The following is a 25172-nucleotide window of genomic DNA, read 5'->3' on the forward strand; positions in this document are numbered from 1 at the left end:
TCACCGGCCCCTGTGGGAGCGGGCTCTGCCCGCGAAGAGCTCCACCGCAAATCCGCGCCTGGCTCAACCCCCCTGCGGCACCTTGCGCGGTGCCATCAGGTACAACCACACCAGGGCAATGAAATACATTGCCGGAATGATCGTGAACAACACCGTGTAGTTGTTGTTGGTCACCGTCAGGATGTAGCCCACCACCTGGGTCATGAACATCCCGCCCACCGCCGCGCACATGCCGCCGAAGCCGAACACCGTGCTCATCATGTGCTTGGGCGTGTAGTCCATCACCACGCTCCAGATGTTGGCCGTCCACGCCTGGTGCGCGGCAATGGCCAGCGAAATCGCCGCCACCGCCACCCACAGGTTGGCCGCACCAGCGGCGAACACCACGCTGATGATCGCTACGGCAAACACCAGCATCGACAACAGCCGCGCCTTCACCGGCTGCATGCCGCGGCCGATCAGGAACGACGACAGCACGCCACCGCCTACGCTGCCGACATCGGCACTCAGGTAGATGATGATCAACGGAATGCCCATCTGGGTGACGTTGATGCCCAACTGGTATTGTTGATTGAGGAACGGCGGCAGCCAGTACAGGTAGAACCAGAACACCGGGGCCGTCATCATGAACGCCCCGGCGAAGGCCCAGGTGCCGCGCATGGTCATGATCTTCCAGAACGGCACGCCCGCTTGTTCAGGGGCTTCCTGATCCTGAATGTATTCCAGTTCGCTGGCCTTGACCCGGGGGTGCTGGTCCGGATCGAAGTACTTCAGGCCCCAGAACACCGCCCAGGCCAGGCCCAGCAGGGCGATGGTGAGAAACGCCGCCTGCCAGCCCCAGACGCTGAGGATCAGCGGCAGCATCATCGGCGTCAGCAGGGCGCCCACGTTGGTGCCGGCATTGAAGATGCCCGTGGCCACCGCGCGCTCCCTGGCCGGGAACCACAGCCGGGTGGTCTTCACGCAGGCCGGGTAGTTGGCCGCCTCGGTGAGCCCGAGAATGAACCGGCAGACCATGAAGCCCACCGCCGAAGTGGCCAGGCCATGGGCGCCGGTGGCCAGGCTCCAGAGCAGCACCGCGCAGAAGAACACGCGCTTGACGCCGATCCTGTCGATCAACCGGCCCTGCAGCAGGAAGCCGATGGCGTAGCCCACCTGAAACCAGAAATTGATGTTGGCGTAGTCCATCGCCGTCCAGTTCATTTCCTTGGCCAGGATCGGCTGCATCACGCCCAGCGCGGCGCGGTCGATGTAGTTCAGGGTGGTCGCGAAGAACACCAGGGCGAGCATGCCCCAGCGAGTCTTGCCGACCGCGGCGCCGGCTTTGACCATGTCCCGGAAACCGACTTTGGCATCGGGCGCCTGTTGGGCGCGGGGCAGGGCGGAGCTGTGGGGTTGTGTCATGGTTGGGGCCTTCCGTACAGGCGCGGTGGGCAGGAGCCACCGCCGAACTTCGACTGAGCGCGGCGCAGTCCGATACAGCGGCGTGCACGGTATCAGAGACGTCGCCGTCAGGGCTGCGCTCGGTGGGGTCAGGCAGGTGCGTATTGGTAGTCTTCGACGCAACCGGGGACGGGTACGGACACGGCGCAGGAGCAGATAGGGGTGTGCATGAGCGATTACCTGGGTTCTTGAAATTCTTATGGGATGTTGACCGGCGGTGCTGACGGTCCGCGCTCGGTCGATTGGCAAAATATGCGTCGACCAGCTTCACTGTCGGGAACGATGGTGGGCACCCGGCCCCGGCGAATCAATCGACCCATGCGGTAATTGGTCGATAATCGCACGCAAAACTAACTGGTTGGTACGTGCTCGGGTAGAGTAGCAAGCTGATACAACCACTTCTTTCATCACGGTTTTGCCTGCTTGCAAGGGCACGGCAGAACTGCAGAAAAAGGCTCGTTTCGAGGCCTCCCCGTAAGCCCTCGAACAGCCATTGGAGCGTGCCATGCAGCGTTCGATCGCCACTGTGTCCCTGAGCGGTACCCTGCCGGAAAAACTCGAAGCCATTGCCGCCGCCGGTTTCGATGGTGTGGAAATCTTCGAAAACGACCTGCTGTACTACGACGGCAGCCCCCGGGAAGTTCGGCAGATGTGCGCCGACCTGGGCATCGCCATCACCCTGTTCCAGCCGTTCCGTGACTTCGAAGGCGGCAACCGTTCGCGCATGGCGCGCAACTTCGACCGCGCCGAGCACAAGTTCGACTTGATGCAGGAACTGGGTACCGACCTGGTGCTGGTATGCAGCAATACCGCTGCCGACTCCCTGGGCGAACAGCAGATTCTCGTCGACGACCTGCGCCAATTGGCCGAACGCGCCGACAAGCGTGGCCTGCGCATCGGCTACGAAGCCCTGGCCTGGGGCCGCCACGTCAACACCTACCAGCAGGTCTGGGACATCGTTCGCCAGGCCGACCACAAGGCACTGGGCGTGTTGCTCGACAGCTTTCACACCCTGTCGCTCAAGGGCGATCCGCGAGCGATCGCCGACATTCCCGGTGACAAGATCTTCTTCGTGCAGATGGCCGATGCGCCCATTCTGGCCATGGACGTGCTGGAGTGGAGCCGACATTTCCGCTGCTTCCCCGGGCAGGGCGAGTTCGACCTGCCGGGCTTTCTCGCGCCGATCATCAAGACCGGCTACAGCGGGCCGTTGTCCCTGGAAATCTTCAACGACGGTTTCCGTGCCGCACCGCCTCGGGCCAACGCGGCCGACGGTTTGCGCTCGCTGCTGTACCTCGAGGAAAAGACCCGCAAGCTGCTGGAGCAGGAGGCTACGCCGGTGCCCAACCTGGATATTCTCTTCGCGCCCCCGGCTGCGGATGAATACCAGGGCATCGAGTTTCTCGAGTTCGCCGTGGACGAAAGCCTGGGCGCCAAGCTCAGCCACTGGCTGCAGCAACTGGGCTTCGCCAAGGCCGGTCAGCACCGTTCCAAGAACGTCAGCCTGCTGCGCCAAGGCGATATCAACCTGATCCTCAACGCCGAACCGTACTCCTTCGCCCACAACTTCTTCGAATCCCACGGCCCTTCACTGTGCGCCACGGCGTTGCGGGTCAAGGACAGCGCCAAGGCGCTGGAGCGCGCCGTGGCCTACAAGGCCCAGCCTTTCCGCGGTCTGGTCGGCCCCAACGAGCGCCAGCTGGCCGCCGTGCGGGCCCTGGATGGCAGCCTGATCTACCTGGTGGACGACGCCAGCGACGGGCCGACCATCTACGAGTCCGATTTCAGCCTCAGTGCGCCCGCGGCGACACCCGGCATGCTCAAGTCCATCGACCACATGGCCATGGCCATACCGCCGGACACCCTCGACAGCTGGGTGCTGTTCTACAAGACCGTGCTGGACTTCAAGGCCGACGACGAAGTGGTGCTGCCCGACCCCTACGGCCTGGTAAAAAGCCGTGCGGTGCGCAGCCAGTGCAGCTCGATCCGCCTGCCGCTGAACATCTCGGAGAATCGCAACACGGCGATCTCCCATGCGCTGTCGACTTATCGCGGCTCGGGTGTGCATCACATCGCCTTCGATTGCGACGACATATTCGCGGCCGTGAGCAAGGCCAAGGAGGCGGGGGTGGCACTGCTGGACATCCCGCTCAACTATTACGACGATCTGGGCGCGCGGTTCGATTTCGACGACGAATTCCTCAGCGAGCTGGCGTACTACAACGTGCTGTACGACCGTGACGCCAACGGTGGCGAGCTGTTCCACGTGTACACGGAGCCGTTCGAGGAGCGTTTCTTCTTCGAGGTGCTGCAGCGTCGTGGTGGCTATGCCGGCTATGGCGCGGCCAACGTCGCCGTGCGGCTGTCGGCCATGGCCAAGGCGCGCGCCGGTGGCATCCGTCACGCCAAGCTGTGAAGGCCTGCCCGCAGCGCAGGTGTGCTGCGGGCTTTCCATGGGCGCGCGGCGCGCCGCATAATGGCCCCTGACCAACGACGGCCGTGAGCCCAGCATGACTACGATCTCAGAGGCGGACGCGCAATCGACCGACGTTCCTCGCAAGCCCCGCAAGAACAACCCCGAGAAGACCCGCGAGAACATCCTGCAGGCCGCTATCACCGAATTCGTCGAGCAGGGCCTGGCGGGCGCGCGCGTGGATGCCATCGCCGAGCGTACGCACACCTCCAAGCGCATGATCTATTACTATTTCAGCAGCAAGGAGCAGCTGTACCTTGAGGTGCTGGAAAAGCTCTACGGCGATATTCGCGGTACCGAAGCCAAGCTGCATCTGGACGAGCTGACGCCGGTGGAAGGCATCCGGCGGTTGGTGGAGTTCAGCTTCGATCACCATGATCGCAACGAGGATTTCGTGCGTATCGTGTGCAACGAAAACATGCACAAGGGCGAGTACGTCAAGAAGTCCACGAGCATTCGCGAGTTGAACAAGACCGTGCTGCTGGCGTTGGCCGACCTGCTGCGGCGCGGTACCGAGCAGGGCGTGTTTCGTCCGGGTCTGGATGCCATGGACGTGCATTTGCTGATCAGCTCGTTCTGCTTCTACCGAGTGTCCAACAAGCACACCTTCGGCGAGTTGTTCCAGGTCGATTTCAACGAAGCCACGTTGAAGCTGCACCACCGCGAAATGCTCTGCGAATCGCTCCTGCGCTTCATCCAGGCCCCGTAGCCGCATTCCACCTGACACACCACCCTGGCCGCCGACGCGGCTCGCGCCGCTGCTACACGGGTCGTGATCGGGGTCCTGGCTTATCCGTTCATTTCGGCGAAATGCGCCATCATGCGTTCGGCATCGGCTTGCCGGCCGCTGAACAGCTCGAAGGCCTTCACTGCCTGGAACACCGCCATGGTGCCACCGTCCAGCGTGCGGCAACCCAAGGCGCGGGCTTCGCGCAGCAGTTCGGTTTCAAGGGGAAAATAGACGATTTCGGCCACCCACAACCCCGGGTGCAAGGCCGCCTTGGGCACAGGCATTCCCGGCAGCTTGGCCATGCCCATCGGCGTGGTATTGACCAGGCCGTCGGCCTCGGACAAGGCCGCCAGCAGGTCGCTGCCCACCCGCGCCGGCTGCTCCGGGAAATGCTGATTGAGGTTGTCCGCCAAGGCCTGCGCCCGTGCCGGCTCGACATCGAAAATGCTCAGTTGCCCCACACCCTCGAGCAGCAACGCATGGGCCACCGCCGCACCGGCGCCACCGGCGCCCATCTGCACCACGCGGTCGCGCTTGGCACCCTGCATGCCGCGGCGAAAACCTTCGGCGAAACCCAGGCAGTCGGTGTTGTGGCCCACCCGTTTGCCATCCTTGAGCACCACGGTATTCACCGCGCCGATCCCGGCCGCTTCCGGCGACAGCTCATCGAGCAGGGGAATGATCGCCTGCTTGGCAGGGAAGGTAATGTTCAAGCCGGTAAAGCTCATGCGCTGAGCGGCAGTGAGCAATTCTTCGAGGGCGCCGTTGTCGAGCTTCAGCGCATCCAGATCGATCAATCGGTAGACATAACCCAAGCCCTGCGCGGCGCCTTCGCGCTCGTGCATGGCCGGGGTACGGGACTGCTGGATACCGGCGCCGATCAGGCCTGCCAGGACGTTATTGCCGCTCATCGAGTGACTCCATTGTTATTGTTTGTTTAATGGAGATAAATTGTACGAACTAGTTACTTACGTCAAATGGTTTTCGCCGATGGCGCAGGGCGCGCCTCAACGGCGCACCAGCAGGACCCCCGATTCCATATGGTGGGTATACGGAAACTGGTCGAATAGCGCGCACTTGGCCACTTTGTGGGTGTCATGCAGCTGCTGGATGTTGGCCGCCAGGGTTTCCGGATTGCAGGAGATGTACAGGATGTTGTCGAAGCGCCGGGTCAGCTCGCAGGTGTCCGCATCCATGCCGGCCCGTGGTGGGTCGACGAATACGCTGCCGAAGTCATAGGCCTTGAGATCGATGCCGTGCAAACGGCGGAACGGCCGCACCTCGTTCAGCGCCTCGGTCAGCTCTTCGGCCGACAGACGCACCAGCGTCACGTTATCGACACCATTGTCGTCGAGGTTGTGCAGGGCGGCGGCAACCGACGTCTTGCTGATCTCCGTGGCCAGAACCTTGCGTACCCGTGTGGCCAGCGGCAGGGTGAAATTGCCGTTGCCGCAATACAGCTCCAGCAGATCATCGTCACGCGGGCCCAACGCCTCGTACGCCCAGTTGAGCATCTTCTGGTTGACCGTGCCGTTGGGCTGGGTGAACGCGCCCTCGGGCTGGCGATAGCGGAAGGTACGGCCAGCGACTTCGAGCGCCTCGACCGCATAGTCGCGGCCGATGACCACACGCTTGCCCTTGGAACGACCGATGAGGCTCACGCCCAGATCGCTCGCCAACTGCTCGGCCGCGCGCTGCCAGTGCTCGTCCAGCGGGCGGTGGTAGCACAGGGTGACCATGGCGTCGCCATCCAGGGTGGTCAGGAACTCCACCTGGAACAGCTTGTTGCTCAGCGCTGCATCGTTCTGCCAGGCAGCTTTGAGACGCGGCATCAGCTCGTTGATGCGGATGCTGGCAATGGGGAAGCTGTCGATCAGGATCGGTACATGCTTCTCGCCGGGAGCGAACATCGCATAGTGCCGCTGGCCAGCCTCGCGCCACAGGCGAAACTCCGCACGCAGCCGGTAGTGCTCGCGCGGCGAATCGAAGACAGCCGGTTCCGGGGCGTCGAACGGCGCCAGCAGCGCGCGCAGGCGCGCCACTTTTTCATCCAGCTGCTGGGTGTAGGAGGAGGGGTCGAGAACAGCACTCATGGATACCAGCCCAGTTTCACAACGAACAGAATGGAAAGGATCACCAGTGCCGAATTCAAGTCGCGGGTACGGCCCGCCAGCAGCTTGATCAAGGTCCAGGCGATGAAGCCGAAGGCGATGCCGTTGGCGATCGAATAGGTCAGTGGCATGGCCAAAGCGGTGACCACCACCGGTGCGGCTTCGGTGATGTCGTCCCAGTCGATTTCAGCCAGCCCCGAGGCCATCAATACCGCCACGAAGAACAGCGCCGGTGCCGTGGCATAGGCCGGTACGCTGCCAGCCAGCGGAGCGAAGAACAGCGCCAGCAAAAACAGCACCGCAACCACGATGGCGGTCAGCCCGGTGCGGCCACCGGCACTCACACCTGCGGCCGACTCGATGTAGCTGGTCGTGGTGGAGGTGCCCAGCAGCGAGCCGGCCATGGCCGCCGTGCTGTCGGCGATCAACGCGCGGCCCATCTTCGGCATGTGGCCGTCCTTGCCCATCAGGCCGGCGCGCTTGGCGACGCCGATCAAGGTCCCGGAGTTGTCGAACAGGTCCACGAAAAGGAAGGCGAAGATCACGCTCAGCAGGCCGATGTCCAGGGCCCCGGCGATGTCCAGTTGCATGAACGTCGGTGCCAGCGAAGGCGGCATCGACACCAGCCCGTTGAACGGGCTGAAGCCCAGCAGAATAGAGGCGGTGGTCACCACCAGAATGCCGATCAGCACCGCCCCGCGAACCTTGCGCGCCTCCAGGGCGACGATCAGGAAGAAGCCCAGTATCGCCAGCACCGCGCCAGGCTTGGTCAGGTCGCCCATGCCTACCACCGTGGCCGGATTGCCGACCACGATGCCAGCGCCCTGCAGGGCGATCAGCGCCAGGAACAGGCCAATGCCGGCGGCGATGGCCGAGCGCAGCGGCAGGGGAATGCTGTTGACGATCCATTCGCGGATGCGAAAGATCGACAGCAGGAAAAAGCACACGGCCGAGATGAACACCGCACCCAGCGCCACTTGCCAGGTGTGGCCCATGTGCAGGACCACGGTGTAGGTGAAGAAGGCGTTCAGGCCCATGCCGGGCGCCAGGGCGATCGGGTAGTTGGCGATCAGGCCCATGATCGTCGAGCCAATGGCTGCAGCCAGGCAGGTCGCGACGAAGACCGCGCCCTTGTCCATGCCGGTTTCGCCCAGGATGCTGGGGTTGACGAACAGGATGTAGGCCATCGCCAGAAAGGTCGTCACCCCGGCGAGTATTTCCGTGCGCACGTTGGTGTTGTGCGCCTTGAGTTGAAACAGCCTTTCCAGCATGCCTGCTCCCTGTGGCGCCTTTTGCGCCGTTGCCGTTGTTATCGAGTGTTGTAGTGTCGACCCTGATAGCAAAGCACATCCGGGCGGTAAAAAAAGCCGCGCATCATACCAGCAGCACCGCATGGAAACACTCATCAGCTCGTCTGAACGAATGGCGACCGCTCAAAGTCGTACCTGCAAACGACGCGACAAGAAAAATGTCGCGCAGCAAGCTGAATTACCGTGAGGTCGACCCGATGAACACGCTTTCTCCCAGCGCTGGTGCGCAGCCGTACGCCAGCCACAGCATTTCCCTGCAACTCAATGGCCAATCACGTCAACTCGACGTGCTGCCCTGGACCACGCTGCTGGACCTGTTGCGCGAACAACTCGACCTGGTCGGCAGCAAGAAAGGCTGCGACCACGGCCAGTGCGGCGCCTGCACCGTGCTGCTCAATGGCAAACGCGTCAATGCCTGCCTGACCCTGGCCGTGATGTGCGATGGCGCCGAACTGACCACCATCGAAGGGCTGGCGCAGGGTGACCAACTGCATCCGGTCCAGGCGGCGTTCATCAAGCACGACGCTTTCCAGTGCGGTTACTGCACGCCCGGGCAGATCTGTTCCGCCGTCGGCCTGATCAACGAGGGTCGCGCCGAATCCAGCGCCGACATCAAGGAATTGATGAGCGGCAACCTGTGCCGTTGCGGTGCCTACAGCAACATTCGCGCGGCCATCGAAGAAGTGGTCGAAGTGCAGGGGGGTGAGCGCTCATGAATCCGTTTACCTACGCCAAGCCTGCAGGCGTCGATGAAGCCGTACGCCTGGCCGGCCCGCACTCGCGCTTCATCGCCGGCGGCACCAACCTGCTCGACCTGATGAAAGAAAACGTCCTGCAGCCCGAGCAGCTCATCGACATCACCGGGCTGCCGCTGCGCGAAGTCGAGGAGACCGCCGACGGCGGCGTGCGCATCGGCGCATTGGTGAGCAATGCCGACCTGGCCTGGCACCCGTTGATCGAGCAGCGTTACCCATTGCTCAGCCAGGCGATTCTGGCGGGCGCATCGCCGCAACTGCGCAACATGGCCAGCACTGGTGGCAACCTGCTGCAACGCACGCGCTGCTACTATTTCTATGATTCGAAGATGCCGTGCAACAAGCGCGAGCCTGGCACCGGCTGCCCGGCCAAGGACGGCCTGAATCGCATTCACGCCATTCTTGGCGCCAGCGAGCAATGCGTGGCCACCCACCCGTCGGACATGTGCGTGGCCCTGGCGGCCCTGGCTGCCGTGGTCCATGTGCAAGGCCCGAACGGCGCACGTACCATCGAGTTCGCCGACTTTCATCGCCTGCCTGCCGACGCCCCCGAGCGCGACAACCAATTGGCCGATGACGAGCTGATCACCGCAGTGGAATTGCCTGCCGCCGGCTTCACCGCCCACAGCCAGTACCTGAAGATTCGCGATCGGGCGTCCTATGCCTTCGCACTGGTTTCGGTTGCGGCCGCTTTGGAACTCGACGGCGAGACCATCCGCGACGCCCGCCTGGCGCTGGGCGGGGTGGCTCACAAGCCATGGCGCGATGAGGCGGTGGAACGCCTGCTGATCGGCCAGCCCGCCACTGCCGAAACCTTCGGCAAAGCCGCCGACCTGTTGCTGCAGGACGCTCGCGGCCTGCAACACAACACCTTCAAGATCAAGCTGGCCCGCCGCGCGATAGTCCGTGCCCTGAGCGATGCCGCAAAAGGGGAGATGCAGCCATGAGCACACTCGGCCAACCCATGGACCGCGTCGACGGTCTGCTCAAAGTAACGGGTCAAGCGCGCTATGCCGGCGAGTTCCCGGAAGACGGCCTGCTGTTCGGCAGCGTTGTCTCCAGCACCATCGCCACTGGTCGAGTGGTTTCCATCGACGCTTCCAGGGCGCTGGCGCTGCCCGGTGTGGTGGCCGTGATCGACCACAGCAACCGGCCGAAGCTGGCCAGCTACGACGAAAAATACGAAGACGACGACTCCGCCGATGGCTCGCCGTTTCGCCCGCTGTACAACGACAATGTGTTGTACAGCGGCCAGCCACTGGCCCTGGTCGTCGCTGAAAACCTGGAGCTTGCCCGCCATGCAGGCTCGCTGGTGCACATCGAGTACGCCCAGGAATCCCACCAGACCGACCTGCGCGCCCAGCTGTCCGCCGCCAAGCCGGCACCCGCCGAGCTGCCCGAGCCACGTGGCGATTTCGCCGGGCAATTCGCAGCTGCGCCGATCACCGTCGACGCGACCTACGACACACCGGTCGAGCACCACAACCCGATGGAGCCGCACGCCAGCACCGCGCTTTACCAGGCCGATGGCAGCCTGGTCATCCACGACAAGACCCAGAGCACGCAGAACTGTCAGACCTACCTGTCCAACGTGTTCGGCCTGGACAAGAAAAAGATCCGCGTCATGGCCGCCTTCGTCGGCGGTGCCTTTGGTTCCGGCCTGCGTCCGCAGTATCAGCTGCCCTTGGCCGTAATGGCGGCCCTGCACCTCAAGCGTTCGGTGCGCGTGACCCTGACCCGCCAGCAGATGTTCACCTTCGGTTACCGCCCACGCACCGTGCAGCAACTGCAGCTGGCCTGTAGCGCCGACGGCAAGCTGCAGGCGGTCGGTCACACTGCGACCGGGCAGACTTCGCGCTTCGAAGACTTCTCGGAGCACGTCGTGGAATGGAGCGGCATGCTCTACCACTGTGACAACGTCAAGTTGACCTACAACCTGGTGCCGTTGGACGTGTTCACGCCGCTGGACATGCGCGCACCGGGTGCGGCCCTGGGCATGATCGGCCTGGAGTGCGCGATGGACGAGCTGGCCGTGGCGGCCAAAATCGACCCGGTCCAGCTGCGCCTGGTCAACTTCTCCGACACCAACCAGAACGAAGGCAAGCCGTATTCCAGCAAAGAGCTCAAGGCCTGCTATCAGCAGGGTGCCGAACGCTTCGGCTGGAGCCAGCGCAAGGTCGAGCCACGTAGCATGCGCCGCGCTAACCAACTGGTGGGCATGGGCATGGCCGGTGGGGTCTGGGAGGCCATGCAGATGCCGGCCAGCGCCAAGGCTAAAATCGACAAGCAAGGCAAGCTGGTGGTCAGCAGCGCGACCACCGACATCGGCACCGGCACCTACACGGTGATGACCCAGATCGCTGCGGCGGCGGCCGGCGTCGCCGCGCAGGACGTGGAGTTCAAGCTGGGCGACTCGTCGCTGCCTACGGCGCCGCTGCAGGGCGGCTCGTTCACCGTGTCTTCGGTGGGTACGGCCGTGCAGCAGGCCTGCGAAGCGCTCAAAGCCAAGCTCATCCATGCCGCCAGCCAGGTGCAGCCGGCGTTTGCCGACGCCGATCCTGCGCAGGTGTTCGTCGAGGGCGGCGAACTGCGTTGCCCTGGCCACCATTTGTCGCTGGCAAACCTGGCCAGCATCGACGGCTCGGACACTTTCGAAGCGCAGGTCGACGCCAAGCCGGACAAGAAGCGCGAAGGCTATGCCACGGCCACCCATTCGGCGGTGTTCGTTGAAGTGGAGGTCGACGAAGACCTGGGCACCATCCGCGTGACCCGTGTGGTCAGCGCCGTGGCCGCTGGGCGCGTGGTCAATCCGAAGATGGCCCGCAGCCAGATTCTCGGTGGCGTGGTCTGGGGCCTGGGCATGGCGCTGCAGGAAGAAACCCAGACCGACCATAACCTGGGCCGATTCATGAACCACAGCCTGGCCGAGTACCACATTCCTGTGAACGCGGACATCAACGACATCGAAGTGATCTTCGTCGACGAGCCCGACGACATCGTCAACGCCCTGGGTTCCAAGGGCGTCGGCGAAATCGGCATCGTCGGGGTTGCCGCTGCGGTGGCCAACGCCATCTACCACGCCACCGGCAAGCGTGTCCGCGAGTTTCCGATCACGCTGGACAAGGTGATGTAACGCATCTGGTGTCTTGGTAGGACAGTGCACTCCTCAAGAGCCGTTTAGGTTTTTTGGGGAGTGTTCTTGCAGGTGCAAGCCAAGTACGCACACCAGAAGAATCTTTCGATCGCGACTGCGTATCCGCGTTGATCAGTGCGGGCTCCGTCGCCCGCCTACCCATAATCATGGGCATCAGCTATCTGAGCAAACCCGCAGGAAGAAGGAATATTTCACTATCTCTCCAGCGGATTTTGCGCGCTAAGTATGTATCGACGCGGTTTTTTTCAGAATGTTCTTACAGCTTGTTGCGAATAGTCTTTGGTCGGGCTGCTATCTCGCAATGTTTTTTAACTTTCCAGATTATGGCACGCCTTGACGTCGGTAGGGTTAAGTCGACTACAGTACCGTCGCGCTGCAGTCAGGCACATCATTGTTAACGCTCAATTTCTGCAAGATTCGCAACGGACATTACTTGCCAGGAGGCAACCGATGAATGTATCGAAAGTCGATTTTACTCGAGTTGTAAATCCGTTGGTTAAAGAGTCAAAGCCAGCATCGGACACAACGGAAAGTTTCAAGCAGATACTGAACCTATCATCGGAAACGCCGCCTTCTCGGCACGATAACGTAACGCTTTCTCCAGCTGCCGTGAGTCTGGCTGACAAAGAACGGGAAATCGAGCGAGTGCGGGCGCAGGGGCGGGAATTGAGTGAGTGCGGGGTGAGTCGCGCAGAGTTGGCGATATGCCAAGTGCCGAGTTGGATGATTGGCTTTGCCAATTCCATTGTTGAAGTCGTGGGTTCACAAACTATCGAAACCCGTCTGACCCACAACGTTTCAGACGGTCAGATGCAAGAGTTCCGCGAGCGCCTGCAGGCCGTACAGCAAACGGTGTCGGAGGGTCATGGTTTGTGGGGGGTCGATGATTTGGAACATTACGTGATCATGAATACCACGCCGGGCATTGAAGCTACCCTGCATCGAGAGATGAACGAGGCAATCCGTTCGGACGCCCGACTTGTGGCACTTATCGCTGAAATAGGCTTTTACATGACGGATATTGAATCGCCTGACGTATAAGTCCCGATTTTTTAATAAAGGAGTACAGAAATATGTCCATGCAATGGAAAGCCCTTTCGATAGGCGTAATGTTGGTCGCGGCGTCAGTGGGCAGTTATGCTGCGGTTCCCATGGTTGAAGCACTGCGCGGCGCGGGTATGGAAGTGCGCACACTTGACGATGGACAAATGGCGCTAATAAAAGGTGCGGCCCGCATCACTGGATACGCCCGACCCAGTGTCACCCAAGGTATCAAAACTCATCAGGTCACATGGAAAAAGCGCGGTAGTCAGTCTGATTATCGAGCCTATCAATATCAAGGATTCGATTATAGCCCGCATGAATATAAGTGGTATCGAGATGGCGGGACGCTGGAGCTTGTTGCAGGCGATGTCTGGCTGGCCGATTCAACTAGCCGTATGAACGCCTGGAATCGTGCCAATGCCCGCGAAATCGAGCATCACTACCAGGCTCTGGATCGCGAAACCAAGGCGCCGCGCAACTATGGCTTCCGCGCCAGTCAATGGTCACGGCCCATCTCCACATTCCGCTGGTGACCCATAAGCGCAGCCTTGATACGTGCTGCGCCTACTTTTGTCGATAACCGCAAGGACGCCAATGTCTATCCCGTCTTCACTCACGCACTTTGCCGCGAGTGTCAGCATTCTGTTATCTACCGCTCCTGTTGCAATGGCTGATACTGTCCACCTGAAGAATGGCGACAGCCTCTCAGGCAGGTTGATCAGCTATGAGGGCGACGTCTGCGTTTTCAGCGCTTCCTACGGCACGGGGTTGAATATTCCGGGTCCGGACATTGCGTCATTGCAAACCGACCATGATTATGAAGTGCGATTCAAGAATGGCGAACTAGCCTCGGGGCGCTTGATGAGTAATGGCGCAACGTTGACCTTGCTCACATCCACGACCTTCGGTGAGGTCGAGGTCAGGATGACCGAAATACAAGCACTGACTCGCAGCTTCGTCGAAGAGCGGAATCCCGAAGCCGAGGATGTTCCCGCCGAATACGGCGAACGTACCGAACAACCGCCGCTGGATTTCCTGGTGGGGTCTACGGTATTGCTCGGGCCGGGTGAGTATGAGTTCGATATGGGGCTTGTTTACAAGCAAAGCCGCCGGCAACACAATCTGTTTGACGTTGGCTATTTCCAGAAATCCTCCTACAGTGCACGCGTCATCCAGTTCGAACCTACGCTTCGCGCAGGGCTTTTCGACCGGTTGGAAGGGCATCTTGCAGTGCCCTTCACTTATACGAGCGTCGAAGATGTCTCTTCCAATGAGTATGTAAGTACCACCGGCGCGTGGGACCTCGCGGACATAGGCTTTGGAGTCCAGTATCAGTGGCTGGACGAAACCTCCGCACATCCAGCTCTCTCGTTCACGTTCGACATCGGCGCCCCCACCGGCCGAAAACGCTACAACGACGCAGCCAACAGATGGAAGGACCCGTTGAACAACGGCTCGGGACACTGGAACGTAGCGCCAGGCATTGCGTGGGTGCGCAGCACAGACCCTGCCATTTTGTTTGGCGGTCTCAGCTATCAGCACTTCTTTAAGAGCACCATAGACGGCTATGCCGTGAAGCCGGGCTGGGCGTTGCGGAGTTACTTGGGTGCAGGTTTTGCACTGAATGAGAAGCTGTCCATAGGGGCGAGATTCTCATATAGCTACAGCGCCAACTTGAAGGCAGATAGACAAATCATCAAAGGTACTGATATCGATCCGGCGGACCTTGCCTTCAATCTGTCCTACCGGCTTCATGACGATTGGGTGGTCTCTCCTCAAATCATGCTTGGGCTAAATGACGATGCAGGGCCGGCTTCCATGTCATTGAACCTCAAGCGCCAGTTCAATTGATGCGTCATCTAGCGGTTGGCCTGGCGTTCATGTTTGGGTTGACCATCATGGCGAGCGCTTCGCCATTCCAGGCTCCCAGATCCTTTGTCGCATTGCGCATGGCTAACATTGATCGCCAAACGCTGGATTACTCCTGTGGTGCTGCGTCATTGACCATTCTGCTCAACTTGTATTTCGGCGAGACCCTGAGTGAGCAGGACGTACTCGCCGACATGGTTGCCAGGCTTACCAATGAGCAGGCTATGGAGCGAACCACTCAAGGATTTTCCTTGCTTGACCTCAAAACCACCGCCCAGCGTTTAGGCTATCTGGCCGAAGGTGTGATGTTGCCTCGTCAGGCATTGGCCTTGCTGAAAGGTCCGGTGATCATCCTGCTCAGGCAAAAAACGCTGAATCATTTTGTCGTGCTCAAAGGTATAAGCAGTGGTAGTGCTTTGGTGGCAGATCCCGCACGGGGACATATCCGTATGCCCCTGTTTGAACTGTTCGAACAATGGCAGGGTGAAACGCTTGCACTGGGCCGAGACCATTTCGGACTGCCATCGGAGCATGGGTTAAGGCTGCCATCGCGTCGCTTGATTGCATCCGAGCGGGAAACTGTTCGGACAATGCAACGAACCCCAGTGCAATGATGCCGTACGGCTACCTTGCGCCTAGGTATCAGATCCACCAAAGCCGTACAGATAGCCTTTCCAAACCCCATACCAGAGGAAAGTAAACCGGGTGCGACATCTGGTCGTGCGGCACTAAACCACACAGGCCAAGGCTGCAAACAAGGCTACTCTTTGAAGGTGTCTTCATCCATGTCAACGCCTCGTCTGGCGCGGCATGGCGGCCAAACGGCCACAATCCCTGCGACGTGGACTCCACTAGAACGAAGTCATCAGACCGCGCTCCCCTCGCAGGGGCCGCTGGCATGGGCCGCCCGCCTGCGCCGGTTCACCTGATAGAGGAAGCCCCATGTTCGGTTTAGAGGCAATCGATCTCGCCCGAATGCAGTTTGCGTTTACGGTCTCGTTCCACATTCTGTTTCCCGCCATCACCATCGGTCTGGCCAGCTACCTGGCCGTGCTCGAAGGCATGTGGCTGAAAACCCGTGACGACACCTATCGCGATCTGTATCACTTCTGGTCGAAGATATTCGCAGTCAACTTCGGCATGGGCGTCGTGTCCGGTCTGGTGATGGCCTACCAATTCGGCACCAACTGGAGCCGCTTCTCCGACTTCGCCGGTGCCGTCACCGGGCCGTTGCTGACCTACGAAGTGCTCACTGCGTTCTTCCTGGAAGCGGGCTTCCTGGGTGTCATGCTGTTCGGCTGGAACCGCGTGGGCCGTGGCCTGCACTTCTTCTCCACGATAATGGTGGCAATCGGCACGCTGATTTCCACGTTCTGGATTCTTGCGTCCAACAGCTGGATGCAGACCCCCCAGGGCCATGCGATCATCGACGGCCGGGTGATCCCGGTCGACTGGTTCGCAGTCATCTTCAACCCCTCGTTCCCGTATCGCCTGGTGCACATGTCCATTGCCGCGTTCGTGGCCACGGCGTTCTTCGTCGGCGCCTCGGCGGCCTGGCACCTGCTGCGCGGTCGCAACACCCCGGCCATCCGCCGGATGTTCTCCATGGCCATGTGGATGGCACTGATCGTGGCGCCGGTGCAGGCCTTCGTGGGTGACATGCACGGCTTGAACACGCTCGAGCACCAGCCGGCCAAGATCGCCGCGATCGAAGGCCACTGGGAAAACAAGGGTGACGAGGCAACGCCGCTGATCCTGTTCGGCTGGCCCGACATGGAAGCGGAGAAGACCCGTTTCGCCGTCGAGATTCCGTACCTGGGCAGCCTGATCCTGACCCACAGCCTGGACAAGCAGGTACCCGCGCTCAAGTCGTTTGCCAAGGAAGACCGTCCCAACTCGACCATCATCTTCTGGTCGTTCCGCGTCATGGCCGGACTGGGCATGCTGATGATCTTCGTCGGTCTGTGGAGCGTGTGGCTGCGCAAGAAAGATGCGCTGTTCACCTGCCGCCCGTTCCTCTACCTCACCCTGTGGATGGGGCCATCGGGCCTGATCGCGATACTGGCGGGCTGGTTCACCACCGAGATCGGCCGTCAGCCGTGGGTGGTCTACGGCCTGATGCGCACTGCCGACGCATCCTCCAACCACAGCATCGGCCAGATGACCTTCACCCTGGTGATGTTCGTCGTGGTGTATTTCGCGCTGTTCGGCGTGGGCCTGGGCTACATGATGCGCCTGGTGCGCAAGGGGCCGAAGGCGCACGAAGACAAGATCAACACCGGTGGCCCTGGTACCCAGCGCACGCCTGCACGTCCTCTTTCGGCTGCCCATGAAGGCACCGAAGAAGGCCACACCGACACCTTGAGCAAGGGGCACTAAGCATGGGTATCGACCTTCCGTTCATCTGGGCCGTGATCATCATCTTCGGCATCATGATGTACGTGATCATGGACGGCTTCGATCTGGGCATCGGCATCCTGTTCCCCTTCATGCAGGACGAAGGTGACCGCGATGTCATGATGAATACCGTGGCGCCGGTCTGGGACGGCAACGAAACCTGGCTGGTCCTGGGCGGTGCGGCGTTGTTCGGCGCCTTCCCGCTGGCCTACTCGGTGGTGTTGTCGGCGCTGTACCTGCCGCTGATCCTGATGCTGATGGGCCTGATCTTTCGTGGCGTGGCGTTCGAGTTCCGCTTCAAGGCCACTGCGGCCAAGCGCCATGTCTGGGACAAGGCGTTCATTGGCGGCTCGCTGGCGGCCACGTTCTTCCAGGGCGTGGCACTGGGTGCGTACATCGACGGCATTGCCGTGGTCGACCGCAACTATGCCGGTGGTGGCTTCGACTGGTTGACGCCGTTCAGCCTGTTCTGCGGGTTGGCACTGATCGTTGCCTACGCGTTGCTGGGTTGCACCTGGTTGATCATGAAAACCGAAGGCAGCCTGCAGCAGGCCATGCACAAACTGGCGCCGCCGCTGACCTACGGGCTGCTGATCGTGACCGGTATCGTCAGCATCTGGACGCCGCTGGCCCATGACGACATCGCCACGCGCTGGTTCAGCACGCCGAACCTGTTCTACTTCCTGCCCGTGCCCATTCTGGTGCTGGCCACGGTCGTCGGCCTGCTGCGCTCGGTGAAACGCAACGCGCACTACACGCCGTTCCTGCTGACCCTGCTGCTGGTGTTCCTGGGCTACAGCGGGCTGGGCATCAGCCTGTGGCCGAACATCATCCCGCCGTCGATCTCGATCTGGGACGCGTCGTCGCCGCCGCAGAGCCAGGGGTTCATCTTGGTGGGCACGCTGTTCATCATTCCGATCATCCTGGTGTACACCTTCTGGAGCTACTACGTGTTCCGCGGCAAGGTTACCCACGAAGACGGCTACCACTAGTCCAACCGCCGCTGCCCAGGCCAACGCCTGGGTTGGGCAGGAGTAGAAGCATGAGCGAAAAACCGATCGTTACGCACAGCGAAGAGAAAAAGCCCTTGTGGAAACGCTTGGGCTGGCTGGTGGTGATCTACGCCGGCAGCGTCGTCGCGCTGGGCTTGTTTGCCATGTTGATCCGCCTGTTCATGACGGCGGCGGGGATGAAATCCCATTGAATCCCATCAGTGCTGCCCTGGCAGTGCTCATTTTACAGCCCTCCTTGCGGAGGGTTTTTTTTTGCCTGAGGGCAACTACGTGGCTGGGCAGTGCGTCTACTTGCGTGCGCGCAGCACCACGAACTTGGGCGTGGACGCGACCTGTTCTACGGCCCGGAACAGCCGCGCCAGTTTGCTGTGATAGCCCAGGTGGCGATTGCCGACGATGTACAGGTCGCCGCCGGCAACCAGGGCCTCGCGGGCTTGCTGGAACATCCGCAACGCCAGGAAATCGCCCACCACTTGCTGCTGGTGGAACGGCGGGTTGCACAACACCACGTCCAGCGACTGCGGCGCCTGGCCCGCAAGTCCGTCACCGGCACGGACCTCGACCTCACGGGCACCCAGGGCTGCTTGCCAGTTCTCCCGCGCCGATTGCACGGCCATGAACGATTCATCGACCAGCGTGTAGTGCGCCTCCGGGTTGGCCAGGGCGCTGGCGATGGCCAGCACGCCGTTGCCGCAGCCCAGGTCGGCCACCCGCGCCGAGCCCAGGTTGCGCGGCAGGTGGGGGAGGAATGCGCGAGTGCCGATGTCCAGGCCCTCGCGGCAGAACACGTTGGCGTGGTTGAGCAGCGTCAGCGCAGGTTCGTCCAGCGCATAGCGGGTAGGGTAGGGCGATGCTTGTGCGGGTTTGTCTTCATGGGTGGCGATCAGCAGCCTGGCCTTCTTGACGGCCAGTGAGGGTCGCATCGTGCCGATGTATTTTTCCAGCAGGTCGCCGGCGGCGTGAGGCAGGTGCTTGACCATGCCGGCGGCCACCACCTCGGCGCCAGGCTTCAGGTGGCCGTGCAGGCGGATGAGTTGTTCTTCGAGCAGCGCGAGGGTCTTGGGTACGCGCACCAGCACACGGTCGAACGGACCTAGCACATCGGTGCTGGCCGGGATGAGCTCGACGCTGTCGAATGGCAGGCCGTTGCGCGTGAGGTTCTTTTCCAGCCCTAGCGCGCCCAGAAACGAATCGCCGCTGCTGACCACCTGCACGACGCTCTGCAGACTGATGGCCAGAGCGCCGAAGCTGTCGTTGAGAATCAGCACGCGGGCCTGGGCCGGCAGCGCGTGCTCGGCCATGTAGGCCAGCAAATACTCGTCCGCCGCATCGAACGCCTGCAACGGTTCGTTGGGTTGATCGGGCTGGCGGATCAGATCGAGTTCAGCGAAGGGCGAGGTCAGTACAGGCATGGCGAAGGGCACGAAAGCGGCAATAAAGCCGCGATTCTACCCGATCGCACGCGGAGCCTGTAGAAGCGGTCATCGGCCACGAAAGCCGCGCCGCAGCCATACCTTGCGCAAGCGGGTTTCACCCTGCAGCTGTACCCTGTGGGAGCGGGTTCTACCCGCGAAGGGCTCACCGCGCAACATCAGACTCACTGCGGTACGAACTTCGCGAGCAGATGGCTCACCGGTCGCCACACAAACCAGCGGTGTTTATCTTCAGCGGTTTGCGGGAAAATGCCGGCACTTGAACAACGGAGCGCCTCATGACCGCCAGCGCAGAAAAATTCACTCGCCAGACCCTCATCGAGGTCCAGCCGCTGACCCCCAGCCTGTTCACCCTGCGCACAACCCGCGATGCCGGTTTCCGCTTCGTCGCCGGTCAGTTTGCTCGTCTGGGTGTGACCAAGGCCGACGGCACCGTGGTGTGGCGCGCCTATTCGATGGTGTCGTCGCCCCACGACGAGTTTCTCGAGTTCTTCTCCATCGTCGTACCGGGTGGCGAGTTCACCAGCGAATTGAGCCGGCTCCGCGCAGGGGACGAACTGCTGGTGGAAAAGATGGCAACCGGGTTCCTTACCCTGGACCGCTTCGTCGACGGTCGCGACCTGTGGATGCTGGCAACCGGCACCGGCGTGGCGCCCTTCGTTTCGATCCTGCAGGATTTTCCCGTGTGGGAAAAATTCGAGCGGATCAAGCTGGTGTACAGCGCCAGACAGGGCCAGGAGCTGGCCTATCGTGAGCTGATCGCCGGGCTTGAACAGCGCGACTATTTGGCCGAGTTCGCCGGCAAGCTGCAATTTATCCCGATCGTGACCCGGGAAAGGGTGCCTGGCACCTTGCACGGGCGCATTACCGACCTGATTCAAAGCGGCGAACTGGAAAGGGCCGCAGGGCTGGAACTGACCCCCGAGCATTCACGGGTGATGATCTGCGGCAACCCGCAGATGATCGACGACACCCGGCAACTGCTCAAAGGCCGCGCCATGAACCTCAGCCTCAGCCGCCGTCCCGGCCAGGTCGCGGTCGAAAACTACTGGTAGCAACCGCCCTACCACTTGACCTACCGCATCAACCATTCGCGGCCAATGACCGCTCCTGCAGCAGCTTCCACCCGTAGGAGCGGTCATCGGCCGCGAAGGCAGCACTGCGGTATCAGATCTGCGGCCCGGGCGTCGGCGCAGTGGTGACCACGGTGCCCTTGCCGTTCTGCTCCTTGAGCAGGTCACGGATTTCGCCCAGCAACAGCTCTTCCTTGGTTGGCGCAGCCGGCGCTGCAGGCTTCTTTTCTTCCTGGTGACGCAGGCGATTGATGGCCTTCACGCCCATGAAGATGGCGAACGCCACGATGATGAAGTCGATGACCGTCTGGATGAACTTGCCATAGGCCAGCACCACCGCCGGCGCATCGCCAACCGCGGCGCGCAGGGTAATGGCCAGGTCGCTGAAATCCACGCCCCCGATCAGCAACCCGAGCGGCGGCATGATCACATCGCCCACGAAGGATGAAACGATCTTGCCGAACGCTGCACCGATGATGATACCAACGGCCATGTCGACTACATTGCCTTTGACCGCAAAGGCCTTGAATTCACTTAGCACGCTCATGAGGTTATTCCTTATTACAGATGAGGTTGGTCAACGCATTCGAAATCAGCGAGATGCTTCATTTTCCATGCCTGCTGCAAGGGACCCAACTGCGCCCTAGAAGTTTTGTCAAAGTACAGACTAGACGCTTTTCAGCGCTGCAAGGGCTTGATTTGCCCACTATTCCAGCGCGCTCGATTATCATGAACGCACTTTTCGAACAGGAATTTTCATGGCCAAGGCAAAGCGCATGTACGGCTGCACCGAGTGCGGTGCCACGTTTCCCAAATGGGCAGGCCAGTGCGGCGAGTGCGGTGCCTGGAACACCCTGGTGGAGACCGTCATCGAAAGCGGCGCAGCCGCACCGCCCAGTGGCCGCACCGGCTGGACAGGGCAGCAGGCCCAACTCAAGACCCTGGCCGAAGTCAGCATCGAAGAAATCCCGCGCTTCTCGACTGCATCGGCCGAGCTGGACCGCGTGCTCGGCGGCGGCCTGGTCGACGGCTCGGTGGTGCTGATCGGCGGCGACCCCGGCATCGGCAAATCCACCATCCTGCTGCAGACCCTGTGCAACATCGCCATGCGCATGCCCGCGCTGTACGTCACCGGCGAAGAATCGCAGCAACAGGTGGCCATGCGCGCGCGACGCCTGGGCCTGCCCCAGGACAAACTCAAGGTCATGACCGAGACCTGCATCGAAACCATCATCGCCACCGCCAAGGTCGAGCAGCCCAAGGTCATGGTGATCGACTCGATCCAGACCATCTTCACCGAAAACCTGCAGTCCGCGCCCGGCGGTGTGTCGCAGGTGCGCGAAAGCGCCGCGCTGCTGGTGCGTTATGCCAAACAGAGTGGCACGGCCATCTTTCTGGTTGGCCACGTGACCAAGGAAGGCGCCCTGGCCGGCCCCCGCGTGCTCGAGCACATGGTCGATACCGTGCTGTACTTCGAAGGCGAATCCGATGGCCGCCTGCGCTTGTTGCGGGCCGTGAAGAACCGCTTCGGCGCGATCAACGAGCTGGGCGTGTTCGGCATGACCGACAAGGGCTTGAAAGAAGTCTCCAACCCGTCGGCGATCTTTCTCACCCGCGCCCAGGAAGAAGTCCCCGGCAGTGTCGTCATGGCCACCTGGGAAGGCACCCGGCCGATGCTGGTGGAAGTGCAGGCGCTGGTCGACGACAGCCACCTGTCCAACCCGCGCCGGGTCACCCTGGGCCTGGACCAGAACCGCCTGGCCATGCTGTTGGCAGTACTGCATCGGCACGGTGGCATCCCCACCCATGATCAGGACGTGTTCCTCAACGTGGTCGGCGGCGTGAAAGTGCTGGAAACCGCTTCCGACCTGGCGTTGCTCGCGGCAATCATGTCCAGCCTGCGCAACCGTCCGCTGCCGCACGACTTGCTGGTGTTCGGCGAAGTCGGCCTGTCCGGCGAGGTGCGTCCGGTTCCCAGTGGTCAGGAACGGCTCAAGGAAGCGGCCAAGCATGGCTTCAAGCGCGCCATCGTGCCCAAGGCCAACGCGCCCAAGGAAGCGCCGCCAGGCTTGCAGGTCATTGCCGTGACGCGTCTGGAACAAGCGCTGGATGCCTTGTTCGAGTAGCGCGCGCGCCGCAGTAGGCTAAGGTTGTTGGGTGTCAGGACTTGCCCTATCGGCGTAGACGCTCCCGCTGTTCCATGGTGGGAGCGGGTCTCTGCCCGCGAAGAGGCCAATCCTGCCTACAAAAACCACAACCGCCCGAGGCTCCCGACCTATGCCCGTTCGACCTTCACGCGTCACCGCAATCGCTGCAGCCTGCCTGTTTTCGCTGTCGACGCAGGCTGCCGAACTGCCTGCCGCCGATCTCTACAAACAGGCCCAGGCCGAACAACCCAGCTACCTGGAAACGGTCAAGGAGCTGGTCTCGGTAGACACCGGCACCGGCCAGGAAAAAGGCCTGGCCACGGTCAGCGCGCTGCTGGTCAAGCGCCTCAAGGAGCTGGGTGCCACGGTCCAGACCAACCCGGCCACGCCGTCGGTGGGCGACAACATCGTCGGCACCTTCAAGGGCAGCGGCAGCAAGAACTTCCTGCTCATGGTCCACTACGACACGGTCTTCCTGCCCGGCACTGCGGCCAAGCGTCCGTTCCGCACCGACGAAGCACGCGCTTATGGCCCTGGCGTGGCCGATGCCAAAGGCGGCGTGGCGATGATCCTGCACGCGTTGAAACTGCTCAAGGCCCAAGGCTTCGACGGCTACGGCACGCTCACTGTGCTGTTCAACCCGGACGAGGAAATGGGCTCGGCCGGCTCGAAGAAAATCATCGCCGAACTGGCTGCCCAGAACGATTACGTCTTTTCCTACGAGCCACCGAACAAGGACGCGGTGACCACTGCCACCAACGGTATCAACGGCTTGGTCCTGGAAGTCAAAGGGCGCTCGTCCCACGCCGGCTCCGCGCCCGAAGAGGGCCGCAACGCGCTCACCGAACTGGCCCACCAGTTGGTCCAGCTCAAGGACCTGGGCGATCCCGACAAGGGCACCACCGTGAACTGGACCATGGCCAAGGCAGGCGAGAAGCGCAACATCATCCCGGCCCTTGCAACAGCTGAAGCCGACATGCGCTACTCGGACATCGAGGAAACCGACCGCGTGCTTGCGCAAGGCCAGCGTCTGATCCGCAAGCAATTGATCGACGACACTCAAGTCAGCCTGCGCCTGGAGAAGGGCCGCCCACCGCTGGCCAAGAACAGTGGTTCTGAACAACTGGCCGGCGTGGCGCAGAAAGCCTATGCCGCCATCGACAAATCCATCGAGCCGATCGCCATGCGCTTCGGTACCGATGCCGGCTATGCCTACGTGTCCGGCAGCGACAAGCCAGCAGTGCTGGAAACCATGGGCGTGGTTGGGGCGGGGTTGCATGCCGACGACGAATACATCGAACTGGACAGCATCGCGCCGCGGCTGTATCTGACCTTGTCGATGATTCGCACGCTGTCGGTACCGTGATCCACTGCAGTGCGGGCGCCTGGCGCAGGCGCCCGCACTGCCATGCAAACTTGCTCAACCCCCGGCGCGCCCCGTACTCTGAGGTCCTCTCACCGACCATGGAGCGCGCCCTATGAATACTGCAGTGCCGGGCATGGGCCCCGTCAAGGCTGTCATCTTCGACATGGATGGCTTGCTGCTGAACACCGAAGGCATCTACACCGAAGTCACGCAGATGATTGCCGAGCGTTACGGCAAGGTCTTCGACTGGAGTATCAAGCAGAACACCATCGGCCTGGGTGCCACTGACCTGTCGACCTATATCGTCGAGACATTGGGCCTGCCGCTGACGCCCGCTGAATTCATCGAAGCGCGTGCGCCGCTGATGGCCGAGCGCTTTCCCCACGCGCAGGCCATGGCCGGTGCCGAGGCGCTGGTGCGGCATTTGAAGGCGCACAACATTCCGATCGCCGTAGGTACCAGTTCGTCTCGCGGGCACTTTGCGATGAAAACCACCCTGCATCAGGAGTGGTTTGCGCTGTTCGACACGGTTGTCACTGCCGATGACCCTGAGGTGGGTGCGGCCAAGCCTGCGCCGGATATTTTCCTGGTCGCGGCCAGGCGTCTGGGGGTGGAGCCCAAGGATTGTCTGGTGTTCGAGGATTCGCCCTTCGGCGTCACCGCCGCCAAGGCTGCCGGCATGTTCGCCGTGGCCGTGCCGGATGCCGCCATGGCGCCAGAACGCTATCACCACGCCGACGATCGCCTGCAAAGCCTGCTGGGCTTCGACCCCGCCCGGTGGGGGCTGCCGGCTCACTTGGTGTAGTAATACTCGCCGTAGGCGCGGTCATCGGCCGCGAAGGTCTCGCCGCCGT

At 61.7% G+C, this 25172-nt stretch carries 22 protein-coding genes; 16 read left to right on the plus strand and 6 right to left on the minus strand.

Translation table 11 applies throughout. The annotated features are described in order from the left end of the window. Nucleotides 1-63: 63 nt before the first annotated feature. The gene (locus IFT80_RS13060; RefSeq protein ID WP_192137685.1) at nucleotides 64-1404 is read right to left on the minus strand and encodes an MFS transporter; all 1341 of its coding nucleotides are present in this window, start codon (nucleotides 1402-1404) and stop codon (nucleotides 64-66) included. 544 nt (nucleotides 1405-1948) lie between these two features. On the opposite strand from IFT80_RS13060, the gene quiC reads away from it, so the two are divergent. Next, a complete protein-coding gene (gene quiC, locus IFT80_RS13065) occupies nucleotides 1949-3859 on the plus strand; it encodes a 3-dehydroshikimate dehydratase QuiC (RefSeq protein WP_192137686.1) in 1911 nt (636 codons plus the stop codon). Nucleotides 3860-3953: 94 nt separating this feature from the next. Beyond that, the gene (locus IFT80_RS13070; RefSeq protein WP_122475393.1) at nucleotides 3954-4625 is read left to right on the plus strand and encodes a TetR/AcrR family transcriptional regulator; all 672 of its coding nucleotides are present in this window, start codon (nucleotides 3954-3956) and stop codon (nucleotides 4623-4625) included. 80 nt (nucleotides 4626-4705) lie between these two features. Here the strand turns inward: IFT80_RS13070 and IFT80_RS13075 are convergent, their stop codons facing one another. The 3 genes from IFT80_RS13075 to IFT80_RS13085 all read right to left on the minus strand — a co-directional run bounded on the left by IFT80_RS13075 (nucleotide 4706) and on the right by IFT80_RS13085 (nucleotide 8028). After that, nucleotides 4706-5557, minus strand: a complete 852-nt coding sequence (locus IFT80_RS13075) for a shikimate dehydrogenase (protein ID WP_192137687.1) — start codon at nucleotides 5555-5557, stop codon at nucleotides 4706-4708. Nucleotides 5558-5653: 96 nt separating this feature from the next. Next, entirely contained in the window at nucleotides 5654-6739 is a 1086-nt protein-coding gene (trmA, locus tag IFT80_RS13080) for a tRNA (uridine(54)-C5)-methyltransferase TrmA (protein WP_192137688.1), read from the minus strand. Then, nucleotides 6736-8028, minus strand: coding sequence for an NCS2 family permease (locus IFT80_RS13085; protein WP_122475388.1), 1293 nt, complete (start codon nucleotides 8026-8028; stop codon nucleotides 6736-6738). Before IFT80_RS13085 ends, trmA begins: the two co-directional genes overlap by 4 nt. Nucleotides 8029-8264: 236 nt before the next feature. On the opposite strand from IFT80_RS13085, the gene IFT80_RS13090 reads away from it, so the two are divergent. The 10 genes from IFT80_RS13090 (at nucleotide 8265) to IFT80_RS13135 (ending at nucleotide 18490) form a co-directional block, all read left to right on the plus strand. After that, nucleotides 8265-8783 carry a (2Fe-2S)-binding protein gene (locus tag IFT80_RS13090; protein WP_192137773.1) on the plus strand — a complete coding sequence of 173 codons (519 nt, stop codon included), beginning with the start codon at nucleotides 8265-8267 and terminating at the stop codon, nucleotides 8781-8783. Then, nucleotides 8780-9769 (plus strand): FAD binding domain-containing protein, encoded by a 990-nt coding sequence (locus IFT80_RS13095; protein ID WP_122800663.1) that lies wholly within the window; start codon nucleotides 8780-8782, stop codon nucleotides 9767-9769. Before IFT80_RS13090 ends, IFT80_RS13095 begins: the two co-directional genes overlap by 4 nt. Further along, on the plus strand, nucleotides 9766-11955 hold the full coding sequence (locus IFT80_RS13100; protein WP_192137689.1) for a xanthine dehydrogenase family protein molybdopterin-binding subunit: 2190 nt from the start codon (nucleotides 9766-9768) through the stop codon (nucleotides 11953-11955). Before IFT80_RS13095 ends, IFT80_RS13100 begins: the two co-directional genes overlap by 4 nt. Before the next feature lie 471 nt (nucleotides 11956-12426). Beyond that, a complete protein-coding gene (locus IFT80_RS13105; protein ID WP_122475383.1) occupies nucleotides 12427-13017 on the plus strand; it encodes a hypothetical protein in 591 nt (196 codons plus the stop codon). Nucleotides 13018-13049: 32 nt separating this feature from the next. Then, nucleotides 13050-13553, plus strand: coding sequence for a hypothetical protein (locus IFT80_RS13110; protein ID WP_192102666.1), 504 nt, complete (start codon nucleotides 13050-13052; stop codon nucleotides 13551-13553). Nucleotides 13554-13614: 61 nt separating this feature from the next. Further along, on the plus strand, nucleotides 13615-14871 hold the full coding sequence (locus IFT80_RS13115; RefSeq protein ID WP_192137690.1) for a transporter: 1257 nt from the start codon (nucleotides 13615-13617) through the stop codon (nucleotides 14869-14871). 29 nt (nucleotides 14872-14900) lie between these two features. Further along, complete coding sequence (locus IFT80_RS13120) at nucleotides 14901-15503, plus strand: C39 family peptidase (protein ID WP_244647943.1); 603 nt, start codon at nucleotides 14901-14903, stop codon at nucleotides 15501-15503. Between the two features lie 328 nt (nucleotides 15504-15831). Then, nucleotides 15832-17268, plus strand: a complete 1437-nt coding sequence (locus IFT80_RS13125) for a cytochrome ubiquinol oxidase subunit I (RefSeq protein WP_122475379.1) — start codon at nucleotides 15832-15834, stop codon at nucleotides 17266-17268. Between the two features lie 2 nt (nucleotides 17269-17270). Further along, entirely contained in the window at nucleotides 17271-18278 is a 1008-nt protein-coding gene (gene cydB / locus IFT80_RS13130; RefSeq protein ID WP_122475377.1) for a cytochrome d ubiquinol oxidase subunit II, read from the plus strand. 50 nt (nucleotides 18279-18328) lie between these two features. Further along, nucleotides 18329-18490, plus strand: coding sequence for a DUF2474 domain-containing protein (locus tag IFT80_RS13135; RefSeq protein WP_082223659.1), 162 nt, complete (start codon nucleotides 18329-18331; stop codon nucleotides 18488-18490). Between the two features lie 96 nt (nucleotides 18491-18586). Here IFT80_RS13135 and IFT80_RS13140 read toward each other — a convergent pair whose 3' ends face one another. Continuing rightward, nucleotides 18587-19711: a methyltransferase gene (locus IFT80_RS13140; protein WP_192137691.1), complete on the minus strand. Its 1125-nt coding sequence runs from the start codon at nucleotides 19709-19711 to the stop codon at nucleotides 18587-18589. Nucleotides 19712-20010: 299 nt separating this feature from the next. On the opposite strand from IFT80_RS13140, the gene IFT80_RS13145 reads away from it, so the two are divergent. Further along, complete coding sequence (locus IFT80_RS13145; protein WP_122475374.1) at nucleotides 20011-20787, plus strand: ferredoxin--NADP reductase; 777 nt, start codon at nucleotides 20011-20013, stop codon at nucleotides 20785-20787. Between the two features lie 112 nt (nucleotides 20788-20899). Here IFT80_RS13145 and mscL read toward each other — a convergent pair whose 3' ends face one another. Next, a complete protein-coding gene (mscL, locus tag IFT80_RS13150; protein WP_122475373.1) occupies nucleotides 20900-21352 on the minus strand; it encodes a large-conductance mechanosensitive channel protein MscL in 453 nt (150 codons plus the stop codon). 211 nt (nucleotides 21353-21563) lie between these two features. On the opposite strand from mscL, the gene radA reads away from it, so the two are divergent. The 3 genes from radA to IFT80_RS13165 all read left to right on the plus strand — a co-directional run bounded on the left by radA (nucleotide 21564) and on the right by IFT80_RS13165 (nucleotide 25123). Beyond that, nucleotides 21564-22931, plus strand: coding sequence for a DNA repair protein RadA (radA, locus tag IFT80_RS13155; protein ID WP_122475371.1), 1368 nt, complete (start codon nucleotides 21564-21566; stop codon nucleotides 22929-22931). 151 nt (nucleotides 22932-23082) lie between these two features. Then, nucleotides 23083-24318 carry a M20/M25/M40 family metallo-hydrolase gene (locus IFT80_RS13160; protein WP_192137692.1) on the plus strand — a complete coding sequence of 412 codons (1236 nt, stop codon included), beginning with the start codon at nucleotides 23083-23085 and terminating at the stop codon, nucleotides 24316-24318. A 112-nt stretch (nucleotides 24319-24430) separates the two neighbouring features. Next, complete coding sequence (locus tag IFT80_RS13165; protein WP_192137693.1) at nucleotides 24431-25123, plus strand: HAD-IA family hydrolase; 693 nt, start codon at nucleotides 24431-24433, stop codon at nucleotides 25121-25123. Nucleotides 25124-25172 lie beyond the last annotated feature (49 nt).

The sequence above is a fragment of the Pseudomonas sp. CFBP 8771 genome (assembly GCF_014841695.1).
In the GTDB taxonomy this organism is placed as follows: Bacteria; Pseudomonadota; Gammaproteobacteria; order Pseudomonadales; family Pseudomonadaceae; genus Aquipseudomonas; species Aquipseudomonas baltica.